This is a genomic window from Murimonas intestini (assembly GCF_024622195.1).
GTDB lineage: Bacteria > Bacillota > Clostridia > Lachnospirales > Lachnospiraceae > Murimonas > Murimonas intestini.
Genome location: NZ_JANKBI010000014.1, coordinates 1 through 25,188, shown reverse-complemented (window position 1 = coordinate 25,188; position 25,188 = coordinate 1). Strand labels below are relative to the sequence as shown.

The window sequence follows — 25,188 nt, the reverse complement described above, 5'->3', positions numbered from 1 at the left end:
ACGCTGAAGAAATTTTACTGTCCGGACCGAAAGAACATGATGCAAAAATTAATAAGAACAGTTTGGCAGTCTGCTTTGAGAATATCAGGGCAGACTGTCTTTTTATTTATATAAAATATTCTACTCCAATAGAATAATGTGCTTGACAATTCTGTTCTATGGGAGTAGAATGAAATTATATTCTAATGGAGTAGAACAAAGGAGGTGATTTGACTTGAGCTTAAAATTGTTTGATTCAGAGAAGCGTGTTATGGAATGTATATGGGACAACGGGGATATGAGCGCTAAAGAGATTGCGGCTGAATTAAATATCAGAGTAGGATGGAGTAAGACGACTACTTATACTGTGATTAAGAAATGCATTGAGAAGGGTGCAATTCGCCGCAGTGATCCGGGTTTTATGTGCCATGCGCTGATAAGCAGGGAAGAAGTACTGGAGCAGGAGACGGAGGAGTTTATTGAACGTAACTATGGGGGCGCTGCGGACCGCCTTGTGGCATCACTTCTGGGACAGAAGAAGATGTCAGGGGAGGAGATCCTCAGATTGAAGCAACTGATCGAGAGATTGGAGGGGGAAGGATGATTTCAACGATGTCTTTTATAGAAATGAGCCTGTATGGGGGCATTTTTATAATCGCGATCACTGTTCTTAGAGCGGCAACTTTTAACAAAATACCAAAAACAGCTGTGAAGGTGCTGTGGGCTGCAGCCTTCCTGAGACTGACTCTCCCGGTGACAGTCACCTCGCCTGTGAGTATTTATACTGCGGCAGAACGGCTGGCGCATGCTGCCCGCCGGGGAGGCGTGCTGGTTACGGAGAGGACACCGCTGTCAATGAAGGCTACGGCAGGTTTATCTGGAAGCAGTTCTATGCCGGGCGGTGTACCTGTATCTGTAATAACGGGTATATGGATAGCTGTGGCGGTTATTGTGGCATTGAGCTTCTGGGTATCTCATATGCGGGGGAAAAGGATATACAGGGCTTCTCTTCCTATTGAAAATTCATATGTGAAGACGTGGCTGGAAAACCACAGGCTGCGCAGGCCTATACAGATACGTGTCTGTGACCAGATAGACTCTCCTCTGACATACGGCATCCTCTGGCCCGTTATCCTGCTGCCTAAGAATCTGAACCTGATGGATGAGAATAAACTTTCCTTTATACTTGCCCATGAGTTTGCCCATATCCGCCGGTTTGACGCACTGTTCAAATGGCTGCTGGCGGCGCTTGTGTGTGTACATTGGTTTAATCCTCTTGTCTGGGTCATGTATATTCTTGCAAACAGAGATCTGGAGCTGTCCTGTGATGACTATGTGATCAGGCAGTACGGCAGCCAGGCACGCGTCACCTATGCATTGACACTTGTAGGGCTTGAGGAGCACCGCAGCGGCTGTTCACCCATTGTAAACAGTTTTTGTAAAAACGCTATGAAAGAGAGGATAACAGCAGTTATGAAATCAAGAAAAACTACCGTGATCAGCACAGTCGCAGCGCTTCTGATGGTAGCTGCAGCACTCAGCCTGTTTCTTCCAAATGCCCAGGGAGAGAGCGGTCAGGTTATGGCTGCCGGGGAAGAGGCCCTGAAGGAAGGCAGTGAAAAAGGCGCCCTTGTCCAGGACATAAATGAGACAGAGAAACTTAGTGAGACTGGGGAAGCAAGCGGGACAGAGAAGCAAAATGAGACAGGGAAAGCAATTGAAACAGAGCTGGCTAATGGAGAAGGATCAGATATTCTGGAGGGAAAGACAGGGGAAGAGGACTGGAACTTTGATATGAAGAAATATGCACTTAACAGTGAGTATGCGAAGTCCCAGTACGACAGGCTTATAAATGCAGTGGCAATTGAAAATTACGAGGATATGTCAATAGCTGAATTTAACAGAAAAATAAATGCGGTTTTCTCATCAGAAGAGGACTTCATGGATACAGGGCTCTATACATTATATGAAGTAGTTATGAGCATGCTCCCGGCCGGCGATCCTTATGAGGCATATCTGTGCAATACGGTAAACGCCTCATTAACCGAATATTCTTCCCGTATGGATGAAGTTTATTCCGGCCGGCGTACAGATCCCTCATTCAGCAGCACAGCACAGATAACTTCAGAAGAAGACGTGTTTGGGGATAAGGTCACAGTTGATTTTGGGATGATTGATTATAGGTTTACGTACAGAATCCTTGACCAGGACAAACTTACAGTACGAGAACGTGACCAGTTCCTTCAGGATGTGATGAAGGGGGTTCAGGACTATCTGGAATCAGGAAATATATCTGCCGATGAAGAAAAAGGAGAAAAAGAAGCGCTGGAAGAATTAAAGAAGATAGGGAAATCAGCATCTAACGAACATATTGAATTCACTGGCGGTGAGATCGATTATTTTGAGATAGAGAATAAGGAGGAGCTATGAGAAAAGCAGGAATAGGAATATTGATGACAGGCATGGCTGTGTGCCTCTGCTTTGGAAAGATAAATGTTTCTGCGGCGCTGCTGCGGACTCCGGAAGCAGAAAAGGCTGCATACCAGCGGCATTTAGTAAGGGGCGGGAACTGGAACAGTTCAGACGATAAGAAATATACACAGGATGAGTATGAGTTCGCTGTGTCTTTAAAGTTTGACGGGTATGAATCAATGAAGGTGGGGGATTATAATAAGAAAGTGCTGGACTGGGAGGATGAGACAGCCTTCCATAAGACAGAGGGTATATTGGAAAAGGTATATTGGGGGCTCAGAGATGACGACCCGGAATATGAATTTTTTATGACGACACTTTCAAATACATGGGAGGAGTGTTCAGAACTTCACTATAATGCCTGCCATAAGGAGAAGCCCAACTATTCAGGAGAAGCCTCAGTGGAGACTTTCGGTGATATCTATGGTGACAAGGTAGTGCTTACAGGCGCGTATGCGGAATTCAGCTTTGACTATGACATGGACAGTCTGGAAGATATGACGGTTGCCCAGAGGGATCAGGCGCTTGAGGGCGTACAGACGCAGATGCAGGAATTTTTAGATCAATTTGACCAGTCAGAGCTCAGGGATGAGCAGAAGATGGAGGAGGTACTGAAGGAGAAACTGATCCAGATACTGGAAACAGATCCAGATAAAGTTTCAGCGGATACTGATCCATATCTGTATTATTACTGGCAGCCCTACTGGAATGAACTTGAGGATGATGGGATTTCAGAGAATTCCTCAGATGATACTTCCAATGAAACTGTGTCTAAGGAAGAGTTAAAAGAGCAATATGACGTTGTGCTGAATGTGCTCCATTTTTCGGATTATGAGTCTATGCCTGTGAGTGAATTTAACCGGGAAGTAAATTCTGTACTGAATGGGGAAAAAATGACGGAAGAGTTTTTAAAAGCTTACGAGGCAGTTCTGTGGGCATCCGAATATGAACGCACGGGCAAAGAGGAAGATTTCCTGAATAATATTATACAAACCTCCATAAAGGAATACAGCGCCAGGGCTAAGGAAGTCTATTCAGGAAAGACTGTGGATCCTGAGCACAGCGATTATTTCCAGATTGAGCATAAGGAAGATGTCTTTGGAGATGAGGTTGCCACAGGAATATCATATGCTTACTATACATTTACATACAGGATACTGGCTGCAGATGAGCTGACTGTCGGTGAGAGGGAGCAGTTTTTAGACTCGGTCAAGGCCGGGGTCATGGATATACTTGAGAAATCAGAAAATCCCGGGAAGTTTACTGCAGACCAGCTAAAAAGTGCTATTGAAAGTGCTGGTGCGTCTGCCTCCACAGATAAAATACAATTTACAGGTTACAAGATAGAGGATTTCGATTCAGAAGAGATGGATTAGATACTGTGCGGCATGGAGAGGACTTCCTGTAAAGCAGCAGCGGCTGCCGTGAGAATCAAATACCCTGCAGCAGGCTGCGGGGTACTTGATTTTCTGGCTGTGTCAGTCATCATCATCGTCAGACTGCGCCTTTGTTTCTGTCTCCGATTCGTCTGCAGACTCTTTGTCAGGCTTGCTGCCGTCTTTGACCCTGGCTTTGTTCAGGGAGTCCTTGATGGCATCCAGAAGTATCTGCGAGGTATATTTGCTGTCGGCAGAGAAGGTGATGCCATCTGTTGTCTGAGACTCATATATCTGAGATGCGAGGTCTTCCAGGGCAGGCTGTACGAGAGGGTACATTGTGGTGACAGATTCACTTAAATTGACAAGACGTATGGAGTTGATATGGCTTGTATCCACCACCACTTCCACATCTATGGCGCTGTCACCTATGGTGATCCCGGAGGTGTAGACACCCGCAGTGTATTTTGCGGCGTCAGCCGCGGTCTGTGCGCTCTCAGCCTCTTTTTTCGGCTTGAACATGATTATCATCAGTACGATAAGTATGATTCCCAGTACAGCAAAAATCCCGGTATAAATAACTTCACGCATTTTAAATACCATAATTTTTGTCTTAGAACTCATCCATAATCCCCCCTAACCATTGTTTTATATAGTCTATTTTCCAGTACAGCCTTTTATTCCTATTTGCATATTTTTTGAAAAGATGCTATGATGGAAAAAAGTTTTCTATGGGAGGAAAAGAGAATGAGTGATTATTTAATAACTACTGATAATATGACAGATCTGCCGGATTCCTATTTCCAGGAGCATGGTCTGGGCGTTATGTCCCTGACTTATATGATAGATGGGAAAACATACAGTAAAAAGAATGAACTTCCATATAAGGAGTTCTACGCTAAAATGAGGGCAGGCTCTATGCCTACTACATCTCAGGTTAATCCTGATGAGGCGAAGGAAGAACTGAAGGTCTTTCTGGAAAGGACGAACCGCCTTATTCATATAGCTTTCTCCAGCGGACTTTCAGGCAGCTATAACAGTGCAAGGATAGCAGCTGAGGAGCTTATGGAGGAGAATCCAGATGTTAAGATCACAGTTATCGATTCACTGTGCGCGTCCCTTGGAGAAGGCCTGCTTGTACATAAGGCTGTCATGCTGAAGGAGCAGGGGATGGAATATGATGAACTTGTCAGCTGGATAGAAAATAATAAGCTGCATATGGTCCATAATTTTACCGTGGATGATTTGTTTCATCTTTACAGGGGCGGCCGTGTTTCAAAAGCCGCAGCCATTCTGGGAACTATGGTGAACCTCAAACCTGTACTCCATGTGGATGATGAAGGTCACCTTGTCCCTGTATCCAAGGTAAGAGGGAGGAAGAAGTCTATAGCTGCCCTTGTAGAATCCATGGAAAAGCAGATCGGAAGCTACAGGGACAAGAATGATATTGTATTCATCAGCCATGGAGACTGCCTGGAAGATGCGGAGTATCTGAGGGATATGATCAGGGAAAAGCTGGGGATCCAGGAATTCCTTATTAACCCGGTAGGGCCTACTATCGGAGCCCATTCAGGACCCGGTACCCTGGCGCTTTTCTATATGGGTGATGTGAGATAAGGGAGCATCGATGACAAATGATATGACAAAGGGGAATCCGCTTAAGCTGATCATCATGTTTACGATTCCCGTTCTTATCGGAAATATTTTTCAGAATTTCTATAATATCGTTGACTCGATCATTGTAGGACAGTTTTTAGGCGTGGATGCGCTGGCAGCTGTAGGGACGACCGGTTCCATTAACTTTCTGGTGATCGGCTGGGTGAGCGGCATGACCAGCGGGTTTGCCATACTGATAGCGCAGAGCTTTGGCGCAGGCGATCACAAACGTCTGCGTCATTATGTGGCTATGTCCATTTATCTCTGTGCGGCCATGGCGGCAGTTATGACCGCAGGCCTGCTTATTGCAAATGAACCGGTCCTCAGGCTTATGAATACACCTGATAATATTTTTGGAGATACGCGCAGCTATATTGCCATTATCTATGCAGGGCTGCCTGTAACTATCATGTACAATATGCTGGCGGGTACTGCCAGGTCTCTGGGGGACAGTAAGACGCCGCTGTATTTCCTGATACTCTCCTCGCTGCTCAATATCGGCCTGGATCTGCTTTTTGTAGCAGTGCTACCCATGGGAGTGGCCGGAGCCGCCTATGCTACAGTTCTGGCACAGGGTGTATCTGCAGTACTCTGCTTCTTTTATGTGCGCAGGCATTTTGAGATTCTGCATTTTAGCAGGGAGGATGCCAGATTTAACGGAAGGAGCGCCTGGAGGCTTATGGTTATGGGGATACCCATGGCGCTTCAGTTTTCCATAACAGGTCTTGGCACAATGATCGTGCAGGCTTCCTTAAATCTGCTGGGGTCTGCTTATATTGCAGCGTTCGCAGCCGCTATTAAGGTGCAGAATATTATAGTCCAGGTATTTCCGTCCCTGGGAGTCACCATGGCTACCTTTGCAGGACAGAATGCGGGCGCAGGAAAGATAAAGCGGATCAGGAAAGGGATGAGGCAGGCATTCTTTATTGTGCTGGGCGGCAGCGCAGTCTGTGCACTGATCGTTTACTTCCTGGGAGATTCCATGGTTACCATGTTTGTGAAAGATCCAACCGGGGAAATAAGATCCATAGCCAGGCAGATGTTCCGCATCAGTATGTGGTTTTATCCATTTTTGGGGACTATCTTTCTGTTCAGAAATGTGCTGCAGGGGCTGGGAGATGGTTTTGTGCCTATGCTGGGAGGAGTTTTTGAACTGTTCGCCAGATGGCTGGCTATAGTGCTGCTGGCTGCGCCCCTGGGATATGTGGGAATCTGTCTGACCGATCCCTGTGCCTGGGTATCGGCCCTGATTCCTTTGATTCCTGTCTATTTTGTCAGGATGAAGAGGCTGATGAGATGGGAACAAGAGAAGATGGTGGCAGCGGAGTGAGATCAGACACAGGCAGTCCCGAAGTCTTCGTCTTCCAGAATGCCTATTGAACTGCCGATCTTACCGCCGCTTTTTAGATACTGTCTGATGTTCCGCTGAAGTGAAGTATGCCCGGGAAGTTCATCTAATGAGCTCCCGGGTTTTTTAAATACCCAGGTCATGTATTCTATGTCATCAGGCTGATCCTCGATCAGGCGGAAGGCATTTTGAAACTTCATGATATTAGATCCTGCCCTCAGGACATGTTCCAGCCTGGGAGAAAGAAGCCACGAACTGCAGACAAACGCCTCGCTGTGGTACTGGGGAAAGAATTTCTCAAAGAAGCTTTTTGCAGCACTGACCGAGCTGCGGCAGCATTCAGGTGTCAGAGAAGCGTCTGATGGGATATGGAGGTTGATTCTGGGGTGTCCGTCAACTGTCTCCATCTCATATTCCATCTCACCGATGCGGAAATCTTCCATGGCGATGATACGGCAGGTCCAAAAATCACGGTCGAAGCCATATTCGCCAAAACTCTCTTTATGTTCTCCAACGAATCTTGAGAACATCTTAAAGGTATCTGCAAAAATCTTTTCACCGATCCCCAGATCTATGTAATCTTCAAATGTCTTCCGGGAGGTTTCCAGCATGCAGGTGAGCATATGGAAGCCATTTTTATTTTCTTGTTCTTGAGAGAACAGTTCTCTCAGCGTACAGACTCCGTCCATCCATGTATCCCGGGAATAGAAGAGTTTTATGGCTGGAGCTGCGGCAGCCCAGTCCAGCCGTTCTGCAATTTTACATACCAGGTCAGCAGCTTCATCCGGCAGGCTGATCAGCCTGCATAATTCATTTAGTGATATCATGAAAGCTTCTCCTTTTTGTGCCTGTTTTTAGTGAAGGCAGTGAGCAGAAACGGAAAGATAACTATGATCCACAGGACGAGAATAAAATACTGGAACATTTCTGACGGGACAGAGGCGCCCAGAAGAGCCTTAAGTCCTGTCTTGAGTAAAAGAGTGACAATAAGTCCTATTATAAATTTTACTGCCTGGAATGAAAGGGAGGCTTTCGTGTCATAGTGGATATATGTGTGTTCCAGGTACCAGCCAAGTGCAAACGCCAGACCTGCGCCCGCCGCCTTGCAGCAGTCTGCCGCGTAAGCCTCTTCGATAGTCCCGCTGCCCAGCAGAGCCAGAGAATAACAGGCAGTTGCAATAGAAAATACAGCCAGTACGATGGCTATGATGATATTTTCTTTCTTTGTATTCTTCAGGGATGCCATGAGCCTGTGAATCAGCCAGGACACAACAAGGGCTATAAGCATGGCAGTGACAACATCTTTAGGTGTATGGACACCCAGGTACATCCTGGAAAAGCCCACAAGCAGGAACAGGACAATACATATGATCCTTCCCCAGGTTTTCTTTATATTCAGAGCCAGACCAGAGAAAAGAGTAGTGGCGCTCTGGGTATGTCCGCTGGGAAAAGAATATCCTGTGGCAGCAGGTATGGCAGAGGGTACCGCCTTAAAGCCAGGATCAAGGACCCAGGGACGGGGGATCCTGAAGGTGATCTTCAGATTCTGCAGGATAAGTCCGGAGGTGAAAAAAGACAGGCCGATCTCGTAGGCCAGTTTTTTGTTCAGACACCAGTAGAGCAGGCAGATAATGCCCAGCACCAGAAAATCCTGGCCAAAATAAGTCATAAACTGAAATATCTGATCCAGGAAAGGTGTCCGTATTCCTTCTAACAGTCTTAAAAAATCCATAGTAAAAAATCTCCTTTATTAAATTTAGAATGGGCAGAAGCCTTCCGCAAACTGTGCTGCACATCTCACGGAAAGTATTTTTCAAACATGCTCCGTGTTCATTGTATCATAATTTTAATATTTTGTAACTGTTCAGTACCGTTACAGTTACATGCATATTTTTGCAGTTTTTGGAAATCCTATTTTAAATATACTAGAAAGGAACAAAGGTTATGGAAGAAAAGGAAATAAAAGGCGTACAGGAGAAAGAGGACGCAGCGTCAGGGAAAATCGGCAGCAGTCTTTTTGAGAATATGCAGTATTTCCATGACAAGCTCCAGGTTGATAAAAATTTCGATATTATTTATAAGATGACCCTGGTGGCAGATAAAAATGCGAGTATTTATTTTATGGATGGATTCGTAAAGGATACCATCATGCAGAAGCTGATGGAGTATTTCTACTCCATAACACCGGAGGATTTGCCGGAGGACAGCCATGGGCTGTCCCATGAGAACATGCCTTATGTGGAAGTGGACCTGCTGGATGACAAAGAAGAGATCCTGACAAATATTCTGTCGGGCGTCCTGTGCCTGTTCATAGACGGATACAGCAAATGCTTTGCCATTGACTGCAGGACATATCCCATGCGCAGTGTACAGGAGCCGGAGAAAGATAAAGTACTCAGAGGTTCCAGAGACGGCTTTGTGGAGACTGTGGTTTTCAACACGGCCCTGATCCGCAGAAGGATACGAAGCCCCAAGCTTGTGATGGAGATGCTTAAAGCCGGCAATTCATCCCAGTCTGATATTGTGCTCAGCTATATGGACGACAGGGTGGACAAGAAATTTCTGGCAGAGCTTAAAAAAAGGATTGAAAATATGAAAGTAGATGCCCTTACCATGAATCAGGAAAGCCTGGCGGAGTGTATCTACAGAAGAAAGTGGTATAATCCGTTTCCAAAATTCAAATATACAGAGCGGCCGGATGCCACAGCGGCCAGTATTCTTGAGGGAAAGATAGCAATACTGATAGATAATTCCCCGGCAGCAATGATACTTCCTGTTGGAATTTTTGATATTCTGGAGGAGGCGGATGACTTCTATTTTCCGCCTGTGACCGGAACTTATCTGAGGGTGACCAGATTCTGCATCAGTGTTATGACATTATTCCTGACGCCTGTCTGGCTGCTGCTCATGCAGAATCCGGAATGGATACCGGGATCTCTTGAGTTTATTAAAATAAGTGATCCTGTTAATGTGCCATTGATCGCGCAGCTTCTGATCCTGGAATTTGCCATAGACGGTCTGAAGCTGGCGGCTATCAATACGCCTTCCATGCTGACAACGCCTCTGAGCGTTATTGCAGCTCTTGTGGTGGGAGAGTTTTCAGTGAAATCCGGCTGGTTTAATTCTGAGACTATGCTTTATATGGCATTTGTGGCAATAGCCAATTATACCCAGGCCAGCTATGAACTGGGATATGCGCTGAAATTCATGCGGCTGATCATGCTGGTGCTGACAGCTATATTTGGGATTTATGGACTGATAGCAGGAGTTATTATTTCTATGCTGTTTATTGCGCTTAATAAGACAGTCTCAGGAAAGAGCTATCTCTATCCGCTGATACCATTTTCAGGCAGGCAGCTGGCAAGAAGGCTGTTCAGGGTCAGGATCAGCCATTATTATGAGTAAGGAAATTAAAAATGATGTATAAAAAGGTTTTTTTGACACATATTATTCCCGAAGAGAAATCTTATAGAAACTAATAGAAAAGGAGAATCATTATGAAACAGTTCAAAAAATTTATGACCGGAGCTGTACTGGCAGTATGTCTGGTGGCAGCTGCAGGATGCACAAAGAAAGATAATAACAAGGATACTTCCAAGCAGACTGAAGCTGTTACAGAGAAAAAAGAGACAACAAAAGAGACACAAAAAGAGACAACTCCGGCAGAAACAAGTTCTATGACAGAAAATATGACTGAAACAAACAATAAAGGCAATGTAAACGATGCAACAGACGGAACAAACACAGCAGGCAGCGAAGGTCTGTTGGACGAAATCGGCGATGATATCAAAGACGGCGCCAGAGATATCAAGGATGACCTGGAAGGCGGCGGAAACGGGACAGCAGAGAACGGGGCTCCGGCAGAAGGCACGGCGGGAACAAACAGATAAAACTAAAAACTGTATGGGTGATTATTAATGCGGCGCTGCTTAAAAGCTGGGGCCGCATTATCTGCGCTTAAGCCAAATGTTATCTTGCATGGAGCACTTTGTTATGCTAAACTCTGTATAACTTTAAGTAATCAGGAGGTTATGCATGAGATTCAGGCCTTGTATCGATATACATAATGGTAAGGTGAAACAGATCGTAGGCGGCTCACTCAGGGACAAGGGTGACAGTGCAAGGGAAAACTTTGTCTCCGGGCAGGACGGGGAGTGGTATGCCAATTTCTTTAAAAAAGATAATATCCGGGGAGGGCATATTATCCTGCTGAATCCTTCTTCCTCCCCCTATTATGAAGCCACAAGGCAGCAGGCCTTTAAGGCTCTGCGGGCATGGCCGGGAGGCTTTGGGGCAGGCGGGGGCATCACAGATAAGAACGCAGGCGAATATCTGGAAGCGGGGGCTTCCCACGTTATTGTCACCAGCTTTGTATTTAAGGATGGACTTCTGAATTATGAAAATCTGAAAAAGATGGTCAGGGCGGCAGGAAGGGAGAGGCTGATTCTGGACCTGAGCTGCCGGTGCAGGGACGGGCAGTATTATATTGTCACAGACAGGTGGCAGAAGTTTACAGATGTCATTTTATCCCATAAGGTCTTAGATGAGCTGGCCAAGAGCTGTGATGAGTTTTTGGTCCACGCTGTTGATGTGGAAGGAAAGGCGCAGGGGATAGAAGAAGGGCTGGCGCAGCTGCTGGGAAGCTGGGACGGATGCCCTGTCACTTATGCCGGGGGCGTGGGAAGCTATGCTGACCTGGAGACGCTGAGGAGGTGCGGCAGGAACAGGCTGGATGTGACTGTGGGAAGCGCTCTTGACCTTTATGGCGGCCCTGTGGAATACAGAGAAGTGTTAAAATTGTGTGATAAATAAAACAAGCATAAATAAAATTCGAAACTTTTTATGAATTTCGTTGTAAAATGTTCAGGATATGGTATAATTGGGATATAAATTAAAGAGCAAAGGAGTTGGACATCATGCCTTATACAATTAGCGGAAAAAATATTGAGGTTACAGAGGGCTTAAGAAATGCAGTAATGGACAAGCTTGGAAAACTGGAAAGATATTTTACTCCTGAAACCGAGATCATCGTTACACTCAGTGTCGAAAAAGAGCGGCAGAAGATCGAAGTCACTATTCCGGTAAAAGGTGGTATCATCCGTTCTGAACAGGTCAGCAATGACATGTATGTTTCCATAGATCTTGTGGAAGAAGTTATAGAGAGACAGTTAAGAAAATATAAGAATAAGATTATCGACAAGCATCAGGATGGCGGAAATTTCCGCAAGGAATTTATAGACAAGGAAGTGGAGGACGACGAGGAGATCAAGATCATCCGTACAAAACACTTTGGTATGAAGCCTATGTTCCCGGAAGACGCATGTGTACAGATGGAACTCTTAGGCCACAATTTCTTTGTATTCCGCAATGCGGAGACTGATGAAGTGAATGTAGTTTACAAGAGAAAAGGAAATACATACGGTCTGATCGAACCGGAAGTATAAAAACACATTATTTTAATAATAGTAAGTATATGGACCTGCCAGACGGCAGGTCCAATTATTATTTGCGGTTCTGCAAATACAGATTCTAATTTCGTTAAACATAAGTTCACAAAAAATTTATTGTCTAACTGTCCCTAAAGTGTTAGAATATAGGGGTGTTTATTAAGACTGGGGTAAAATGGATACCCTTATGTTGGAAAGTATAGGAGAATAATAATGAAACTGATTGAAAAAGTATTCGGGACTCACAGTGACAGGGAACTGAAATTGATCAATCCCATCGTGGATAAGATAGAAGCTTTGAGGCCGTCCATGCAGGCATTATCAGATGAAGAGCTGCGCGGCAAGACGAAGGAATTCAAAAAAAGGCTTGCTGAGGGTGAGACTTTGGACGATCTCCTGCCGGAAGCTTTTGCAACGGTCAGAGAAGCCGGCAAGCGTGTACTTAATATGGAGCATTACCGTGTACAGCTGGTGGGCGGTGTGATCCTGCACCAGGGACGTATTGCAGAGATGAGGACTGGTGAAGGTAAGACACTTGTGTCTACTCTTCCGGCTTATTTAAATGCCCTGGAAGGCAAAGGCGTGCATATCGTAACGGTCAATGACTATCTGGCCAGCCGTGACGCTGAGTGGATGGGAAAGATACATGAATTTTTGGGCCTTACAGTAGGATGTGTACTGAATCCTATGAAAAACGACGAGAGACGGGCAGCCTACGCCTGTGATATTACCTATGTTACCAACAACGAGCTGGGATTTGATTACCTGAGAGATAACATGGTAATTTATAAAGAGCAGCTTGTTCAAAGGGATCTTCATTATGCCATCATCGATGAGGTCGACTCTGTATTGATCGATGAGGCAAGAACACCTCTTATTATTTCAGGACAGAGCGGAAAATCGACAAAACTCTATGAAGTCTGTGATATCCTGGCAAGGCAGCTGGAAAGAGGTGAAGCCAGCGGTGAGGTCACCAAGATGTCTGCCATCATGGGTGAGGAGATCACGGAGACAGGTGATTTTGTTGTAAATGAAAAAGATAAAGTAGTGAACCTGACTGAGCAGGGTATTAAGAAGGTGGAGGAATTCTTCCATATCGAAAACCTGGCTGATCCGGAGAACCTGGAGATCCAGCATAATATCAATCTGGCCCTGCGGGCGCACAACCTCATGTTCCGTGACCAGGACTATGTGGTAAAAGAGGATCAGGTTCTGATCGTAGACGAATTTACCGGGCGTATCATGCCGGGAAGAAGATATTCTGACGGCCTGCACCAGGCGATCGAGGCAAAAGAGCATGTGAAGGTGAAGAGAGAGAGCAAGACCCTGGCAACTATCACTTTCCAGAACTTCTTTAATAAATATGGGAAGAAATCTGGTATGACAGGTACAGCCCTCACAGAAGAAAAGGAATTCCGTGATATCTACGGGATGGACGTTGTTGAGATCCCGACAAACCGCCCTGTTATCCGTAAAGATAACGAAGATGCGGTATATATGACAAAAAAAGAGAAATTCCATGCAGTTGTGGAGGAAATTGAGGCCGCACATTCAAAGGGACAGCCTGTACTTGTAGGTACCATCACCATCGAGACATCTGAACTGCTCAGCGGCATGCTAAAAAGAAAAGGAATCAAGCACCAGGTGTTAAATGCCAAGTTCCATGAGCTGGAGGCTGAGATCGTTGCACAGGCAGGACAGCACGGCGCCGTTACCATCGCTACCAATATGGCAGGACGTGGTACAGATATTAAGCTGGACGATGCATCCAGAGAGGCCGGCGGACTGAAGATCATAGGTACAGAGCGCCATGAGTCAAGGCGTATCGATAACCAGCTGCGCGGACGTTCAGGACGTCAGGGTGATCCGGGAGAATCCAGGTTCTATATTTCACTGGAAGATGATCTGATGCGTCTGTTCGGTTCAGAAAGACTGATGGGTGTATTTAAGTCCCTTGGTGTGGCTGAGAATGAGCAGATCGAGCATAAGATGCTCTCAAATGCCATTGAAAAAGCTCAGATGAAGATCGAGAGCAATAACTACGGTATACGTAAGAACCTGCTGGAATATGACCAGGTAAATAACGAGCAGCGCGAGATCATTTATGCAGAGCGCCGCCGTGTGCTGGATGGCGAGAGCATGAGGGATGCTATCTACAAGATGATCACTGACATTGTAGATAATACTGTGGACATGTGTATTTCAGATGACCAGGACAAAGAAGACTGGGATCTGAATGAACTGAATTCACTTCTTATCCCGATCATACCTCTTGAGCCGGTGAACCATGAAGGGCTTGGAAAAATAAACAAAAAGAATGAACTGAAGCAGAGCCTGAAGGAACAGGCAGTGAAGCTCTACGAAATGAAAGAAGCTGAGTTCCCGGAGCCGGAGCAGCTGCGTGAACTGGAACGCGTCATTCTGCTGAAGGTCATCGACCGCAAGTGGATGGATCACATTGATGATATGGACCAGCTCCGTCAGGGAATTGGCCTGCAGGCATATGGACAGCGTGATCCGAAGGTAGAATACAAGATGAGCGGTTATGAGATGTTTAATGCCATGACAGCCGGTATCCAGGAAGATACGCTGCGCCTTCTCTACCATGTGAGAATTGAGCAGAAGGTAGAGAGAGAAGAAGTAGCCAAGATCACTGGTACAAATAAAGATGAGACAGGACCGAAGGCTCCTGTACGCCGCGCGGCCGATAAGGTATACCCGAATGATCCGTGTCCCTGCGGAAGCGGAAAGAAGTATAAACAGTGTTGCGGCAGAAGAGCATAGGCGGAGTAACAGTTTGAGATATACTGCCAGAGAGGCCGTTTTTATAAGCGGCCTCTTTGCCGCAGATAGCAGTAATACAGACAGAATAAAAAAGAGATTATAGAAAGAAGGTGAAGCTATGGTAGAATTAGATGAGTTTAAAAGTACGCTTGGATCGTACACAAATGCCTTAGTGGAAGTGAGGGATTCACTTTGACCTGGCTAACAAAGAGCAGCGTATCCAGGAATTAGAAAGAGAAATGGAGGCTCCTGATTTCTGGGATGACCCGGAAAGCTCACAGGAGTCCATGAAAACATTGAAAAGCTTAAAGGATGATGTGGAGACATATGCACATCTTAAAGAGCTGTATGAAGAAATTGAGACGCTTATAGAGATGGGATATGAGGAGAATGACGCCTCACTGATTCCGGAGATCCAGGAATGCCTTGATGAGTTTATAGGTGATCTGGATAATATCAGGCTTAAGACTCTGCTTTCAGGTGAATATGACAAGGATGACGCCATCATAACGCTGCATGCGGGAGCGGGCGGCACTGAGTCATGTGACTGGGCCAGCATGCTGTACCGCATGTACTGCAGGTACGCTGACAAGAAGGGCTTTGACGTGGAGGTCCTGGATTATCTGGACGGTGATGAGGCGGGTATTAAATCAGTCACATTTGAAGTCAGAGGTGAGAATGCCTTTGGTTATCTCAAGGCGGAAAAGGGAGTCCACAGGTTAGTGAGGATTTCACCCTTTAATGCGGCAGGAAAAAGGCAGACTTCCTTTGTGTCATGTGATGTCATGCCGGATATTGAGGAAGACATTGACATCGAGGTGCGTGATGAGGATCTGAGGATCGATACTTACCGTTCCAGCGGCGCAGGCGGCCAGCATATCAATAAGACATCGTCGGCAATCCGCATTACCCATCTGCCTACGGGTATCGTTGTCCAGTGCCAGAATGAGCGTTCCCAGCACATGAATAAGGATAAAGCAATGCAGATGTTGAAGGCAAAGCTGTATCTGCTCAAGCAGCAGGAGAATGCAGAAAAAGTTTCGGGAATCCGCGGTGAAGTCAAGGAAATAGGCTGGGGCAACCAGATACGTTCTTATGTCATGCAGCCATATACAATGGTGAAAGACCACAGGACGAATGCTGAGACAGGAAATGTTGACAGTGTCATGGATGGCAATATTGATCTGTTCATTAATTCCTATCTCAAATGGATGGCCCTGGGTGAATAAAAGGAGGAAATACCATGGGAATTATCAGAGCGGCAGCAGGTGCATTTGGCGGTGCTCTGGCTGACCAGTGGCAGGAAGTGATAGAGCCTGACGAGATGGGAGGCCAGACCCTGTTTACCAAAGGAATAAAGATAAGAAAAGGCGGAAACAGGAAGGGGACAGACGACAATATATCAAATGGTTCTGTGATCCATGTCTACGACAATCAGTTCATGATTCTGGTGGATGGGGGCAAGATCATAGATTATACTGCTGAGCCCGGATATTTTACGGTAGAGAATTCCTCATCCCCGTCAATGTTTGACGGGCAGTTTGAGGATGCCCTCCATGAAGCATTTTCCAGGATCCGGTTTGGAGGAGGGACGCCTGTATCCCAGAAGGTGTATTATATCAATCTTCAGGAAATAAAGGGCATTAAATTCGGAACCAGGAATCCTATCAACTATTTTGATAATTTTTACAATGCAGAGCTGTTTTTAAGATCCCATGGAAGTTATTCCATCAAGATCGTGGATCCGCTTAAGTTCTACTGTGAAGTAGTGCCGAAAAACTGCAGTCATCTGGAAATAGAAGACATCAATGAACAGTACATGGCAGAATTTCTGGAGGCACTTCAGACATCCATCAACCAGATGTCTGCAGACGGGACCAGGATATCATTTGTGTCCTCTAAGAGCAGAGAACTGGGCAGGTATATGTCTAATACCCTGGATGATGAGTGGGGAAAGATGCGCGGCATTGAGATACAGTCTGTGGGGATAGCAAGCATTTCTTATGACGAGGAGTCCCAGAAGCTGATCAACCTGAGAAACCAGGGCGCCATGCTGGGTGATCCAACAATCAGGGAAGGATATATGCAGGGAGCTGCTGCAAGGGGCCTGGAAGCAGCCGGATCTAATGCGGCAGGCGCCATGACCGGATTTATGGGAATGGGAGCCGGCATGCAGACTGGCGCAGGTTTTATGGGGGCGGCATCTTCAGCAAATATGAGACAGATGCAGATGAACCAGGAGCAGCAGATGTACCAGAGCCAGCAGATGAACCAGGGGCAGAACACACGGCCGGTCCCGCAGATGGATCAGGTGCAGCAAGGGTCCCCGGGAGCAGGTAACTGGACCTGTAGCTGCGGCAATGTAAATGCAGGGAAGTTCTGCAGTGAGTGCGGCAGTCCGCGTCCGGTCCAGGGAAACTGGACCTGCAGCTGTGGCACAGTCAATACAGGAAAGTTTTGTGCGGAATGCGGCAGACCGCGCAGCTAAATATACATGTTAATGAACAGGGGAGCCAGAATTTCGGACCGGTTGGACGGGACGATGGCTCCCCTGCGTTATAAGGAGGGAAGAAGATGCCAGCAATTATTTATAAATGCCCGAACTGCGGCGGAGACCTGAAGTTCGATCCTGATTCCCAGCAGTATAAATGTGGATACTGCATGTCCTATTTCAGTCAGGAGGACGTGGATAAGACAGATGCCGGAAGGAAGCAGAATACATCAGAGCAGGCAGGGGAAGCTTCAAAAGCAGCCGGCGATGCAGCAGTTTATTCGTGTCCCAGCTGCGGGGCAGAGATCGTGACAGATCCTACCACAGCAGCTACCTTCTGTTATTACTGCCACAATCCTGTCGTCCTCTCGGGAAGGCTCTCAGGCCGCTATCTGCCCGATAAAGTGATCCCTTTTGCAGTGGACAGGGAGAAGGCAGTGGAAAGTTTCCTGAAATATGTACATAGCAGGCGGTTTGTGCCGGGGAGCTTTTTTTCAAAGGACCAGATAGAGAAGATAACAGGTGTATATTATCCATACTGGATCTACACAGCAGAAGTGGAGGGCCAGCTGGATGCTGAGGCAGTAAACGTGAGAGTCTGGAGGGGCGGAAATATAGAATATACGGAGACCAGCCATTATGAGGTTGAGCGGGCCGGCACTATACACTTTGGTGAGTATACACGCAATGCCCTTCAGAAGAATGACAGGACACTGGCAGAAGGAGTGCAGCCTTTTAACGCTGACGGGATGAAGGATTTTACGATGAGTTATCTGTCAGGATTTATGGCTGAAAAGAGGGATATTGAAAAAGACGGCCTGTCATCCCAGGCCAGGCAGGACATCAGAGAGTATTCAGAAAATATGCTCCGGGATACTGTCAGCGGGTATTCTTCCGTGGTCAAAAAGAATGCGAATATCACGTTTGAGAAAGAAAAGTGGGAATATGTCCTTCTTCCTGTCTGGGTGCTGACATACAGGGGCAGAAATGGGGAGACATATTATTATACAATGAACGGGCAGACTGAAAAAGTCTGCGGAAAGCTTCCTCTGGACTACGGCAGGCTGGCAATACTCTTTGCAGCTGTAGCTGTGCCTGTATTTTTAATCTTACTTTTAGGAGGATATTTCATATGAAGGCTGTAAATGAGAGATATCCGCGGCAGGGAGTGTATAAGACTCTATTGATGGCGCTGGCGCTGTGTATGGTATGGATGGCCGCGTTCCTGGCCTGCGGTGCAGGGGCCAGGGCAGATGGACCTCAGCGCAGGGTCTATGACCAGGCAGGCCTGCTCACAGATGTGGAAGCAGATATGCTGCAAAAAAAAGCAGAGGAACTGACAGGGCAGTGCGGCATGGAAGTAGTGTTAGTGACTACTGATTATGCGGAAGGTAAGAGCTCAGAGAGCTATGCAGATGATTTTTTTGATAAGCTGTACGGCAAAGATAAGGATGGAGTCTGCTTCCTGATCGATATGAGCAGCCGCAATCTGTGGATCTCCACTTCGGGAAATATGGTCTACTATCTCACGGATGACAGATTGGAGAATATGCTGGATAATGCGGAAAATTATGCCGCCGGAGGAAATTATTCAGGTGTGTTTGAGAGCTTTCTGAAGGATACCCTGGCCTGGTATAACCAGGGAGTGCCAAAGGAGCTGTATATCTATGATTCGGAGACGGGCACATACAGGCGGAACAGAAGCATTACTCTTATGGAAGCCCTGATCGCGGCAATCGCGGCCTTGGCAGCGGGCGCTGCATGCGTCGGAGGCGTGGTTGGGAAGTACAGGCTCAAATGGGGACATTACAAGTATCCCTACAGGGAGAAGAGCAGGATGAACCTCACTAAACAGGAAGACCGCTTCATGTACAAACATGTTACCCAAAGAGTTATCCCAAGGAATGAGAATAACGGCGGCGGTGGAAGCGGAGGCGGACACAGCAATGTCAGCACCACCCATACATCCAGCAGCGGAGGGACTCATGGGGGAGCCGGGAGAGGCTTTTAATTAAGGAAAAGAGAAAAAATGGTTGCACCATGGAAAAAAATGTGATACTATCTTCCATGTGACTACAAATGTGTTTCTGGTGCGTACTTATCCGGTGCGCGGGAGGTAGTAATGGCAGATAAAAGTCAATATTTTGTGGTAAAGCAAAAAGCCGTGCCTGAGGTTCTGCAGAAAGTAGTGGAAGCTAAGCGGCTTTTAGAGTCAGAGCGGGTGGAAACCGTACAGGAAGCGACAGACCGGGTAGGGATCAGCCGGAGTTCTTTCTATAAGTATAAAGATGATATATTCCCCTTTCATGACAATGCCAGGGGAAAGACGATTACCTTTGTGATTCAGATGGATGATGAACCAGGACTTCTTTCAGATGTTTTAAAAGCAGTGGCGGATTTCCATGCCAACATACTGACGATCCATCAGAGTATTCCTGTAAATGGGATCGCTTCGCTGACACTCAGTGTGGATATCCTTCCGACTACGGGGGATGTGTCCAGAATGATTGAAGAGATAGAATCTAAGAATGGTGTGCATTATTTAAAAATATTAGCCAGGGAGTGAAAAATATGATACAGATAGCAGTGTTAGGATATGGAACAGTAGGTTCAGGTGTCGTGGAGGTCATCGACACAAATCATGCCAGCATCAATAAGAAGGCAGGGGAAGAAATCAATATCAAGTATGTACTTGATTTGCGGGATTTTCCGGGAGACAAGATCCAGGAAAAGATCGTACATGATTTCAATATCATTCTGGAGGATCCGGAAATAAAGATCGTTGTAGAGGTGATGGGAGGCGTGGAGCCTGCCTATACATTTACTAAGAGGGCGCTTCTGGCAGGAAAGAGCGTATGTACCTCCAATAAGGAGCTTGTTGCCAGACATGGCGCTGAGCTTTTGGAGATCGCCCGTGAGAGGAACTTAAACTATCTGTTTGAAGCAAGCTGCGGCGGCGGTATCCCCATCATAAGGCCCCTGAATTCTTCTCTCACAGCAGATGAGATCGATGAGATAACAGGTATTCTGAACGGGACAACAAACTATATCCTGACGAAGATGACCGAAGAAGGGTCCAGCTTTGAAGAAGTCTTAAAGGATGCACAGGAGAAGGGCTATGCGGAGCGCAATCCCGAGGCAGATGTGGAAGGCCATGATGCCTGCCGCAAGATTGCCATTCTCTCATCTCTGGCTCTGGGCCGTCAGGTTGACTATGAAGATATCTACACAGAAGGCATTACAAAAATAACAGCTGATGACATTAAGTATGCAAAAGAAATGGGCAAGACGATCAAGCTTCTGGCTTTCAGCCGGAAAGTAGATGACAGCTTCTATGCTATGGTAGCTCCGTGCCTGATCGGGCCGACTGACCCGCTTTACAGCGTAAACGGCGTATTTAATGCAATATTCGTGCACGGAAATGTGCTGGGGGATGCCATGTTCTACGGCAGCGGTGCGGGCAAGCTTCCTACAGCCAGCGCAGTTGTCTCGGACGTAGTTGACTGTGCAAAACATCTTCACAGAAGCATTATGTCGTTCTGGAGCAGCCATAAACTGGAGCTGACAGATATCAGCAATTCCAGAAGGAGATTCTTCGTGAGAGTCAAAGGCGACCCGGCTGCTGACTTGGCCAGGGTCAGAGAGCTCTTTGGGGACGTGGAGGTAGTGACTGTACCTGGATTGGACGGAGAGTTCGGATTTAAGACAGGAACCATATCTGAAGCAGAGTACAAGGAGAAAGCAGCAGAGCTTGGGACTGTGATCAATATGATCCGCATGCGCCGTGTAAAGGCAGGGAGATAAAAATGAAATATATCGTCGTGTTAGGAGACGGGATGGCTGACGAGCCGATAGAAGAGCTGGGGGGCAGAACGCCGATCGCTTTTGCCGGGACTGGCGAGCTGGACCGTTTATCAAAGCTTTCTGAGGTGGGCATGGTACATACGATCCCCGATGGAATGAGCCCCGGAAGCGATACAGCCAATCTGTCAGTCATGGGGTATGACCCGAAAAAATATTATACAGGGCGTTCTCCCCTGGAAGCCTTGAGCATAGGTATACCTATGAAGGATACAGAGGTGGCCCTGCGCTGCAATCTGGTGACGCTTTCGGAAGAAGAACCATATGAGGAGAAGACGATCATCGACCACAGCTCAGGAGAGATCAGTACAGAGGATGCTGCCATCCTGCTGGAGGCTGTCAGAAAAGAGCTGGAGAGTGATGTATACCGGTTCTATACAGGCACCAGTTACCGCCATTGTCTGATATGGCAGGAGGGCAGCGTGCTAAAGCTTACAGCCCCTCATGATGTGCTGGGGCAGGTGATAGGGCAGTATCTCCCTCAGGACGAGATGCTGCGTATGATGCAGAAAAAAAGCTATGATATATTAAAGGACCATCCGGTCAACGTAAAAAGAAAAGAGCAGGGCTTAAATCCTGCCAACAGCTGCTGGTTTTGGGGAGCAGGCACAAAGCCGTCCCTGACTTCATTTGAGGAAAAGTACCATAAGAAGGGCGTTATGATCTCAGCTGTGGATCTCCTTAAGGGGATCGCTGCAGGTGCAGGCATGGATAATATTATTGTAGAAGGCGCTAACGGAGGGCTTGATACAAATTATGAAGGCAAGGCTGAGGCTGCTGTGAAGGCTCTGCTGGAAGATGGATATGACTTTGCGTACATACATGTGGAGGCTCCGGATGAGATGGGCCATCAGGGAAGTGTGCAAAGAAAGATAAAAGCTATTGAATATATAGACTCACGTGTGATAAAATACGTGGTAGAGCGCATGGATGCCTCAGGGGAAGAGTACCGTCTTCTTGTACTGCCTGACCATCCGACGCCGATCCGCGTGAGGACACATACAGCAGCGCCTGTGCCGTATCTTCTATACGACAGCAGCAGGCCGCTTGATAACACATGGAATTATAATGAAGAGGAGGCAGCGGCTTCCGGCAATTATATTGCTGAAGGCCACACTCTGATGGAGCATCTGTTCTCAGCATAAAATAAGGTCTTTCAGTGATGAAGCCGGCCAGCCGTCAGGCGGGCCGGGTCCGTCACTGAAAGATCGTGCTTTTATGCCATATGCGGAAATGAAAACTTAGGAGGAAGTTATGCTGATAGTAAAGAAATTCGGCGGTACTTCTGTGGGAGATAAGGATCGTATCTTTAATGTGGCCCGCAGGTGTATCGAGGAATATCAAAAAGGCAATGACGTGGTAGTAGTCCTTTCCGCTATGGGAAAGACCACTGACCATCTGCTTGAGCAGGCTAGGGATATCAACCCGAAAGCGCCCAAGAGAGAGCTTGATATGCTCATGACTGTGGGGGAGCAGACATCTGTAGCCCTTATGGCCATGGCAATGCATGCCCTCGGTGTGCCTGCCATATCTCTGAATGCATTCCAGATTGGAATGCGCACCACGTCCAACTACGGGAATTCCCGCCTGAAGGACATTGATACAGAGCGTATCCGGCATGAGCTGGATAACCGGAAAATTGTGATCATCACGGGATTTCAGGGAGTTAATAAGTATGAAGATTATACTACCCTGGGCAGAGGCGGCTCTGATACCACGGCTGTGGCATTGGCGGCTGTGCTTCATGCGGACGCGTGTGAGATCTTTACGGATGTGGACGGTGTTTACACTGCTGATCCAAGGATCGTGGTGAATGCCAGAAAATTAAAAGAAATTACATATGATGAGATGCTGGATCTGGCTACGTCAGGGGCCGGTGTCTTACATAACCGTTCCGTAGAGATGGCAAAAAAATACGGTGTCACCCTGGTGGTGCGCTCAAGCTTAAATGATTCTGAAGGTACAGTGGTCAAGGAGGAAGTCAGTGTGGAGAGAATGTTGATCAGCGGGGCTGCGCTGGATAAAAAAGCGGCCAGAATTTCCGTGTTAGGGGTAAAGGATGAACCTGGAATCGCTTTTAAGCTGTTCAATACCCTTTCTAAGAATAATATAAATGTAGATATCATCCTGCAGTCAGTAGGGCGTGACGGTACAAAGGACATCAGCTTTACCGTGGATGAGGATGATGTGGATGAGGTGATCAGCCTTATAGAAAAGAATAAGACCAGGATCACAGCGCAGAAAGTGACATGTATGAGGGATATCGCCAAGATATCTATTGTGGGCGCTGGAATGGTATCAAATCCGGGTGTTGCGGCAAAGATGTTTGAAAGCCTTTACAATGCAGGAATCAATATCAATATGATCTCTACATCAGAGATACGTATCACGGTTCTTGTCGCCCAGGAGGATGCTGAGAAAGCTCTGATTGCCTGCCATGATGCGTTTGGGCTGGCAGATTAAGATTGCTGTTTAGATGATTAGAGGCGGGGAGGACGCTTTGCATTTTAGGCTGTGAATCAGCGTGAGGGGCAGGGGTGGGGAGAGGTTCGTGGTTCTGTCCAAACCGCTGCGGAGTGAAACTCTAAGGCTCCGGTATTTGCTCGAACCGCGAAAGGCGGCCGGTATGACCGCAGATACCGGAGCCTAAGAGTTTCATCTTCCTCGCTACAGTCCTTCACCACGAACCTCTCCCCACGCCTGCCCCCTCCCACTGATGCCAAGGTTATCGATGCAAAGCTGGCTCCCGTAATGAGGCTGGGGTATGGGTGAAGTCACTACTTTACTGGATTCCCGGAACATATCAGTAGCAATTATTTGCCATATTCAAAATATATAGGGTATTCTATTTCCCTATAAATATAGAGTTGGATATTAATTTGATAGCTTGTAAGTGAAAAATAGGCTTTTACAAAAACTGGATTGAACTGTTTTTTTGTAAATATCGGATTACGAAAACGGTAATTCCATGGAAAAGATTTTAACCAAACTCTTTCGTATACATAGTAGCTTTCCAACTCACTCCAAGCCTGTTTAGAACCGCCCCCTTCCTGACAGCTCACCGCTTCCCGCACAAAGCGTCCTGTTACTCCGTTAAACAGCAATTTCCTACAAAATTTGCTTCCTTTAATCCGGTTTAAATGATAACTGTGATTTCATTTCAGTGGAGGATATATACCCGCACTGATATGATGCTTGTTTATGACGATTCATCTTTCTGCTTGCAGACAGTATCTCTGCTGACAAAGCACACATTCCCCCAAATTTAAATTCTGTAGTATGCCATCACGAAATGCCTGCAGTGTCTGACAGTTTCATTTATAATCCAAATTCTTCAAACAACTTCTCCTGCCACTCTTTGTCGTTTGCTGCTCTGACAATATCTTCTGTTCTGTTTTGATGGGCAAGAAGTCTGTTTAAATGGTTCACCCGCGCTGCTCCCTCTTCTCTGCCTTCTTCTTTTGTCTGTCTCATATGTCTTTCTTCATCATATTCAAAAATGCTCACATTCTTTGCCTCCGTTCTGTTATTCCTCAGAAACTCTGCCAAAATATCATCCTCTATACATTCTGTGATTGCCTTCTCTACAGCATCTTCAAGCGGCATCGATTTTGTATATTCTCTTACCTTATCCACATAAATGCTGTAATCCTTCAGCGTTTTGCATTTGCTCATCAGCCTTTCATTATGGCCTCTATTTATGTTCAGCATTACTGCTTTTAATTCCAAAGATATTTCTCTGTCCTGCACTTCATAAACATCTGAAAGCTTAAT

The 25,188-nt window shown here is 46.5% G+C and carries 21 protein-coding genes and 1 pseudogene; 18 read left to right on the top strand and 4 right to left on the bottom strand.

The features are described from left to right. Window positions 1–214 precede the first annotated feature (214 nt). The 3 genes from NSB28_RS17590 to NSB28_RS17580 are packed head-to-tail and all read left to right on the top strand — an operon-like array spanning window position 215 to window position 3,827. On the top strand, window positions 215–583 hold the full coding sequence (locus NSB28_RS17590; RefSeq protein ID WP_109748007.1) for a BlaI/MecI/CopY family transcriptional regulator: 369 nt from the start codon (window positions 215–217) through the stop codon (window positions 581–583). Beyond that, window positions 580–2,409 (top strand): M56 family metallopeptidase, encoded by a 1,830-nt coding sequence (locus NSB28_RS17585; protein ID WP_109748008.1) that lies wholly within the window; start codon window positions 580–582, stop codon window positions 2,407–2,409. The genes NSB28_RS17590 and NSB28_RS17585 overlap by 4 nt, the downstream gene beginning before the upstream one ends. Continuing rightward, window positions 2,406–3,827, top strand: a complete 1,422-nt coding sequence (locus NSB28_RS17580) for a hypothetical protein (RefSeq protein ID WP_109748009.1) — start codon at window positions 2,406–2,408, stop codon at window positions 3,825–3,827. The genes NSB28_RS17585 and NSB28_RS17580 overlap by 4 nt, the downstream gene beginning before the upstream one ends. Window positions 3,828–3,929: 102 nt before the next feature. Here NSB28_RS17580 and NSB28_RS17575 read toward each other — a convergent pair whose 3' ends face one another. Then, a complete protein-coding gene (locus NSB28_RS17575) occupies window positions 3,930–4,451 on the bottom strand; it encodes a hypothetical protein (protein WP_243134933.1) in 522 nt (173 codons plus the stop codon). Window positions 4,452–4,574: 123 nt separating this feature from the next. Between NSB28_RS17575 and NSB28_RS17570 the strand changes: the two genes are divergently transcribed. Both NSB28_RS17570 and NSB28_RS17565 read left to right on the top strand, forming a co-directional pair. Continuing rightward, entirely contained in the window at window positions 4,575–5,444 is an 870-nt protein-coding gene (locus NSB28_RS17570; protein ID WP_109748010.1) for a DegV family protein, read from the top strand. A 10-nt stretch (window positions 5,445–5,454) separates the two neighbouring features. Continuing rightward, window positions 5,455–6,813 carry an MATE family efflux transporter gene (locus tag NSB28_RS17565; protein ID WP_109748011.1) on the top strand — a complete coding sequence of 453 codons (1,359 nt, stop codon included), beginning with the start codon at window positions 5,455–5,457 and terminating at the stop codon, window positions 6,811–6,813. Between the two features lie 2 nt (window positions 6,814–6,815). On the opposite strand, the gene NSB28_RS17560 is transcribed toward NSB28_RS17565, so the two are convergent. After that, window positions 6,816–7,658, bottom strand: coding sequence for an acyltransferase domain-containing protein (locus NSB28_RS17560; protein WP_109748012.1), 843 nt, complete (start codon window positions 7,656–7,658; stop codon window positions 6,816–6,818). Continuing rightward, on the bottom strand, window positions 7,655–8,563 hold the full coding sequence (locus NSB28_RS17555; protein WP_109748013.1) for a phosphatase PAP2 family protein: 909 nt from the start codon (window positions 8,561–8,563) through the stop codon (window positions 7,655–7,657). The genes NSB28_RS17560 and NSB28_RS17555 overlap by 4 nt, the downstream gene beginning before the upstream one ends. 212 nt (window positions 8,564–8,775) lie before the next feature. Between NSB28_RS17555 and NSB28_RS17550 the strand changes: the two genes are divergently transcribed. The 13 genes from NSB28_RS17550 to NSB28_RS17490 all read left to right on the top strand — a co-directional run bounded on the left by NSB28_RS17550 (window position 8,776) and on the right by NSB28_RS17490 (window position 23,877). Beyond that, window positions 8,776–10,236, top strand: coding sequence for a spore germination protein (locus tag NSB28_RS17550; protein ID WP_109748014.1), 1,461 nt, complete (start codon window positions 8,776–8,778; stop codon window positions 10,234–10,236). A gap of 92 nt (window positions 10,237–10,328) precedes the next feature. Continuing rightward, window positions 10,329–10,721, top strand: a complete 393-nt coding sequence (locus tag NSB28_RS17545; protein WP_109748015.1) for a hypothetical protein — start codon at window positions 10,329–10,331, stop codon at window positions 10,719–10,721. A gap of 145 nt (window positions 10,722–10,866) precedes the next feature. After that, the gene (gene hisA, locus NSB28_RS17540) at window positions 10,867–11,643 is read left to right on the top strand and encodes a phosphoribosylformimino-5-aminoimidazole carboxamide ribotide isomerase (RefSeq protein WP_109748016.1); all 777 of its coding nucleotides are present in this window, start codon (window positions 10,867–10,869) and stop codon (window positions 11,641–11,643) included. A gap of 104 nt (window positions 11,644–11,747) precedes the next feature. Further along, on the top strand, window positions 11,748–12,275 hold the full coding sequence (hpf, locus tag NSB28_RS17535) for a ribosome hibernation-promoting factor, HPF/YfiA family (RefSeq protein WP_109748017.1): 528 nt from the start codon (window positions 11,748–11,750) through the stop codon (window positions 12,273–12,275). 216 nt (window positions 12,276–12,491) lie between these two features. Continuing rightward, window positions 12,492–15,062 (top strand): preprotein translocase subunit SecA, encoded by a 2,571-nt coding sequence (gene secA / locus NSB28_RS17530; RefSeq protein WP_109748018.1) that lies wholly within the window; start codon window positions 12,492–12,494, stop codon window positions 15,060–15,062. Window positions 15,063–15,180: 118 nt separating this feature from the next. Continuing rightward, window positions 15,181–16,291, top strand: a protein-coding gene (gene prfB, locus NSB28_RS17525) for a peptide chain release factor 2 (RefSeq protein WP_109748019.1) whose coding sequence is annotated in 2 segments (ribosomal slippage) — window positions 15,181–15,255 and window positions 15,257–16,291 — 1,110 coding nt in all. Because the reading frame shifts where the segments join, the coding sequence is not laid out codon by codon here. 14 nt (window positions 16,292–16,305) lie between these two features. Next, window positions 16,306–17,550, top strand: a complete 1,245-nt coding sequence (locus NSB28_RS17520) for an SPFH domain-containing protein (RefSeq protein WP_109748020.1) — start codon at window positions 16,306–16,308, stop codon at window positions 17,548–17,550. 86 nt (window positions 17,551–17,636) lie between these two features. Further along, window positions 17,637–18,689 (top strand): TFIIB-type zinc ribbon-containing protein, encoded by a 1,053-nt coding sequence (locus tag NSB28_RS17515; protein ID WP_109748021.1) that lies wholly within the window; start codon window positions 17,637–17,639, stop codon window positions 18,687–18,689. Then, window positions 18,686–19,564 (top strand): TPM domain-containing protein, encoded by an 879-nt coding sequence (locus NSB28_RS17510; protein ID WP_109748022.1) that lies wholly within the window; start codon window positions 18,686–18,688, stop codon window positions 19,562–19,564. The genes NSB28_RS17515 and NSB28_RS17510 overlap by 4 nt, the downstream gene beginning before the upstream one ends. Window positions 19,565–19,675: 111 nt before the next feature. Continuing rightward, window positions 19,676–20,119, top strand: coding sequence for an ACT domain-containing protein (locus NSB28_RS17505; protein WP_109748023.1), 444 nt, complete (start codon window positions 19,676–19,678; stop codon window positions 20,117–20,119). 5 nt (window positions 20,120–20,124) lie between these two features. Further along, window positions 20,125–21,357 (top strand): homoserine dehydrogenase, encoded by a 1,233-nt coding sequence (locus tag NSB28_RS17500; RefSeq protein ID WP_109748024.1) that lies wholly within the window; start codon window positions 20,125–20,127, stop codon window positions 21,355–21,357. A 2-nt stretch (window positions 21,358–21,359) separates the two neighbouring features. After that, window positions 21,360–22,559, top strand: coding sequence for a cofactor-independent phosphoglycerate mutase (locus tag NSB28_RS17495; RefSeq protein WP_109748025.1), 1,200 nt, complete (start codon window positions 21,360–21,362; stop codon window positions 22,557–22,559). Between the two features lie 109 nt (window positions 22,560–22,668). Further along, complete coding sequence (locus NSB28_RS17490) at window positions 22,669–23,877, top strand: aspartate kinase (RefSeq protein ID WP_109748026.1); 1,209 nt, start codon at window positions 22,669–22,671, stop codon at window positions 23,875–23,877. 855 nt (window positions 23,878–24,732) lie between these two features. Here the strand turns inward: NSB28_RS17490 and NSB28_RS17485 are convergent. Beyond that, window positions 24,733–25,188 (bottom strand): annotated as a pseudogene (locus NSB28_RS17485) (hypothetical protein); the annotation flags it as partial.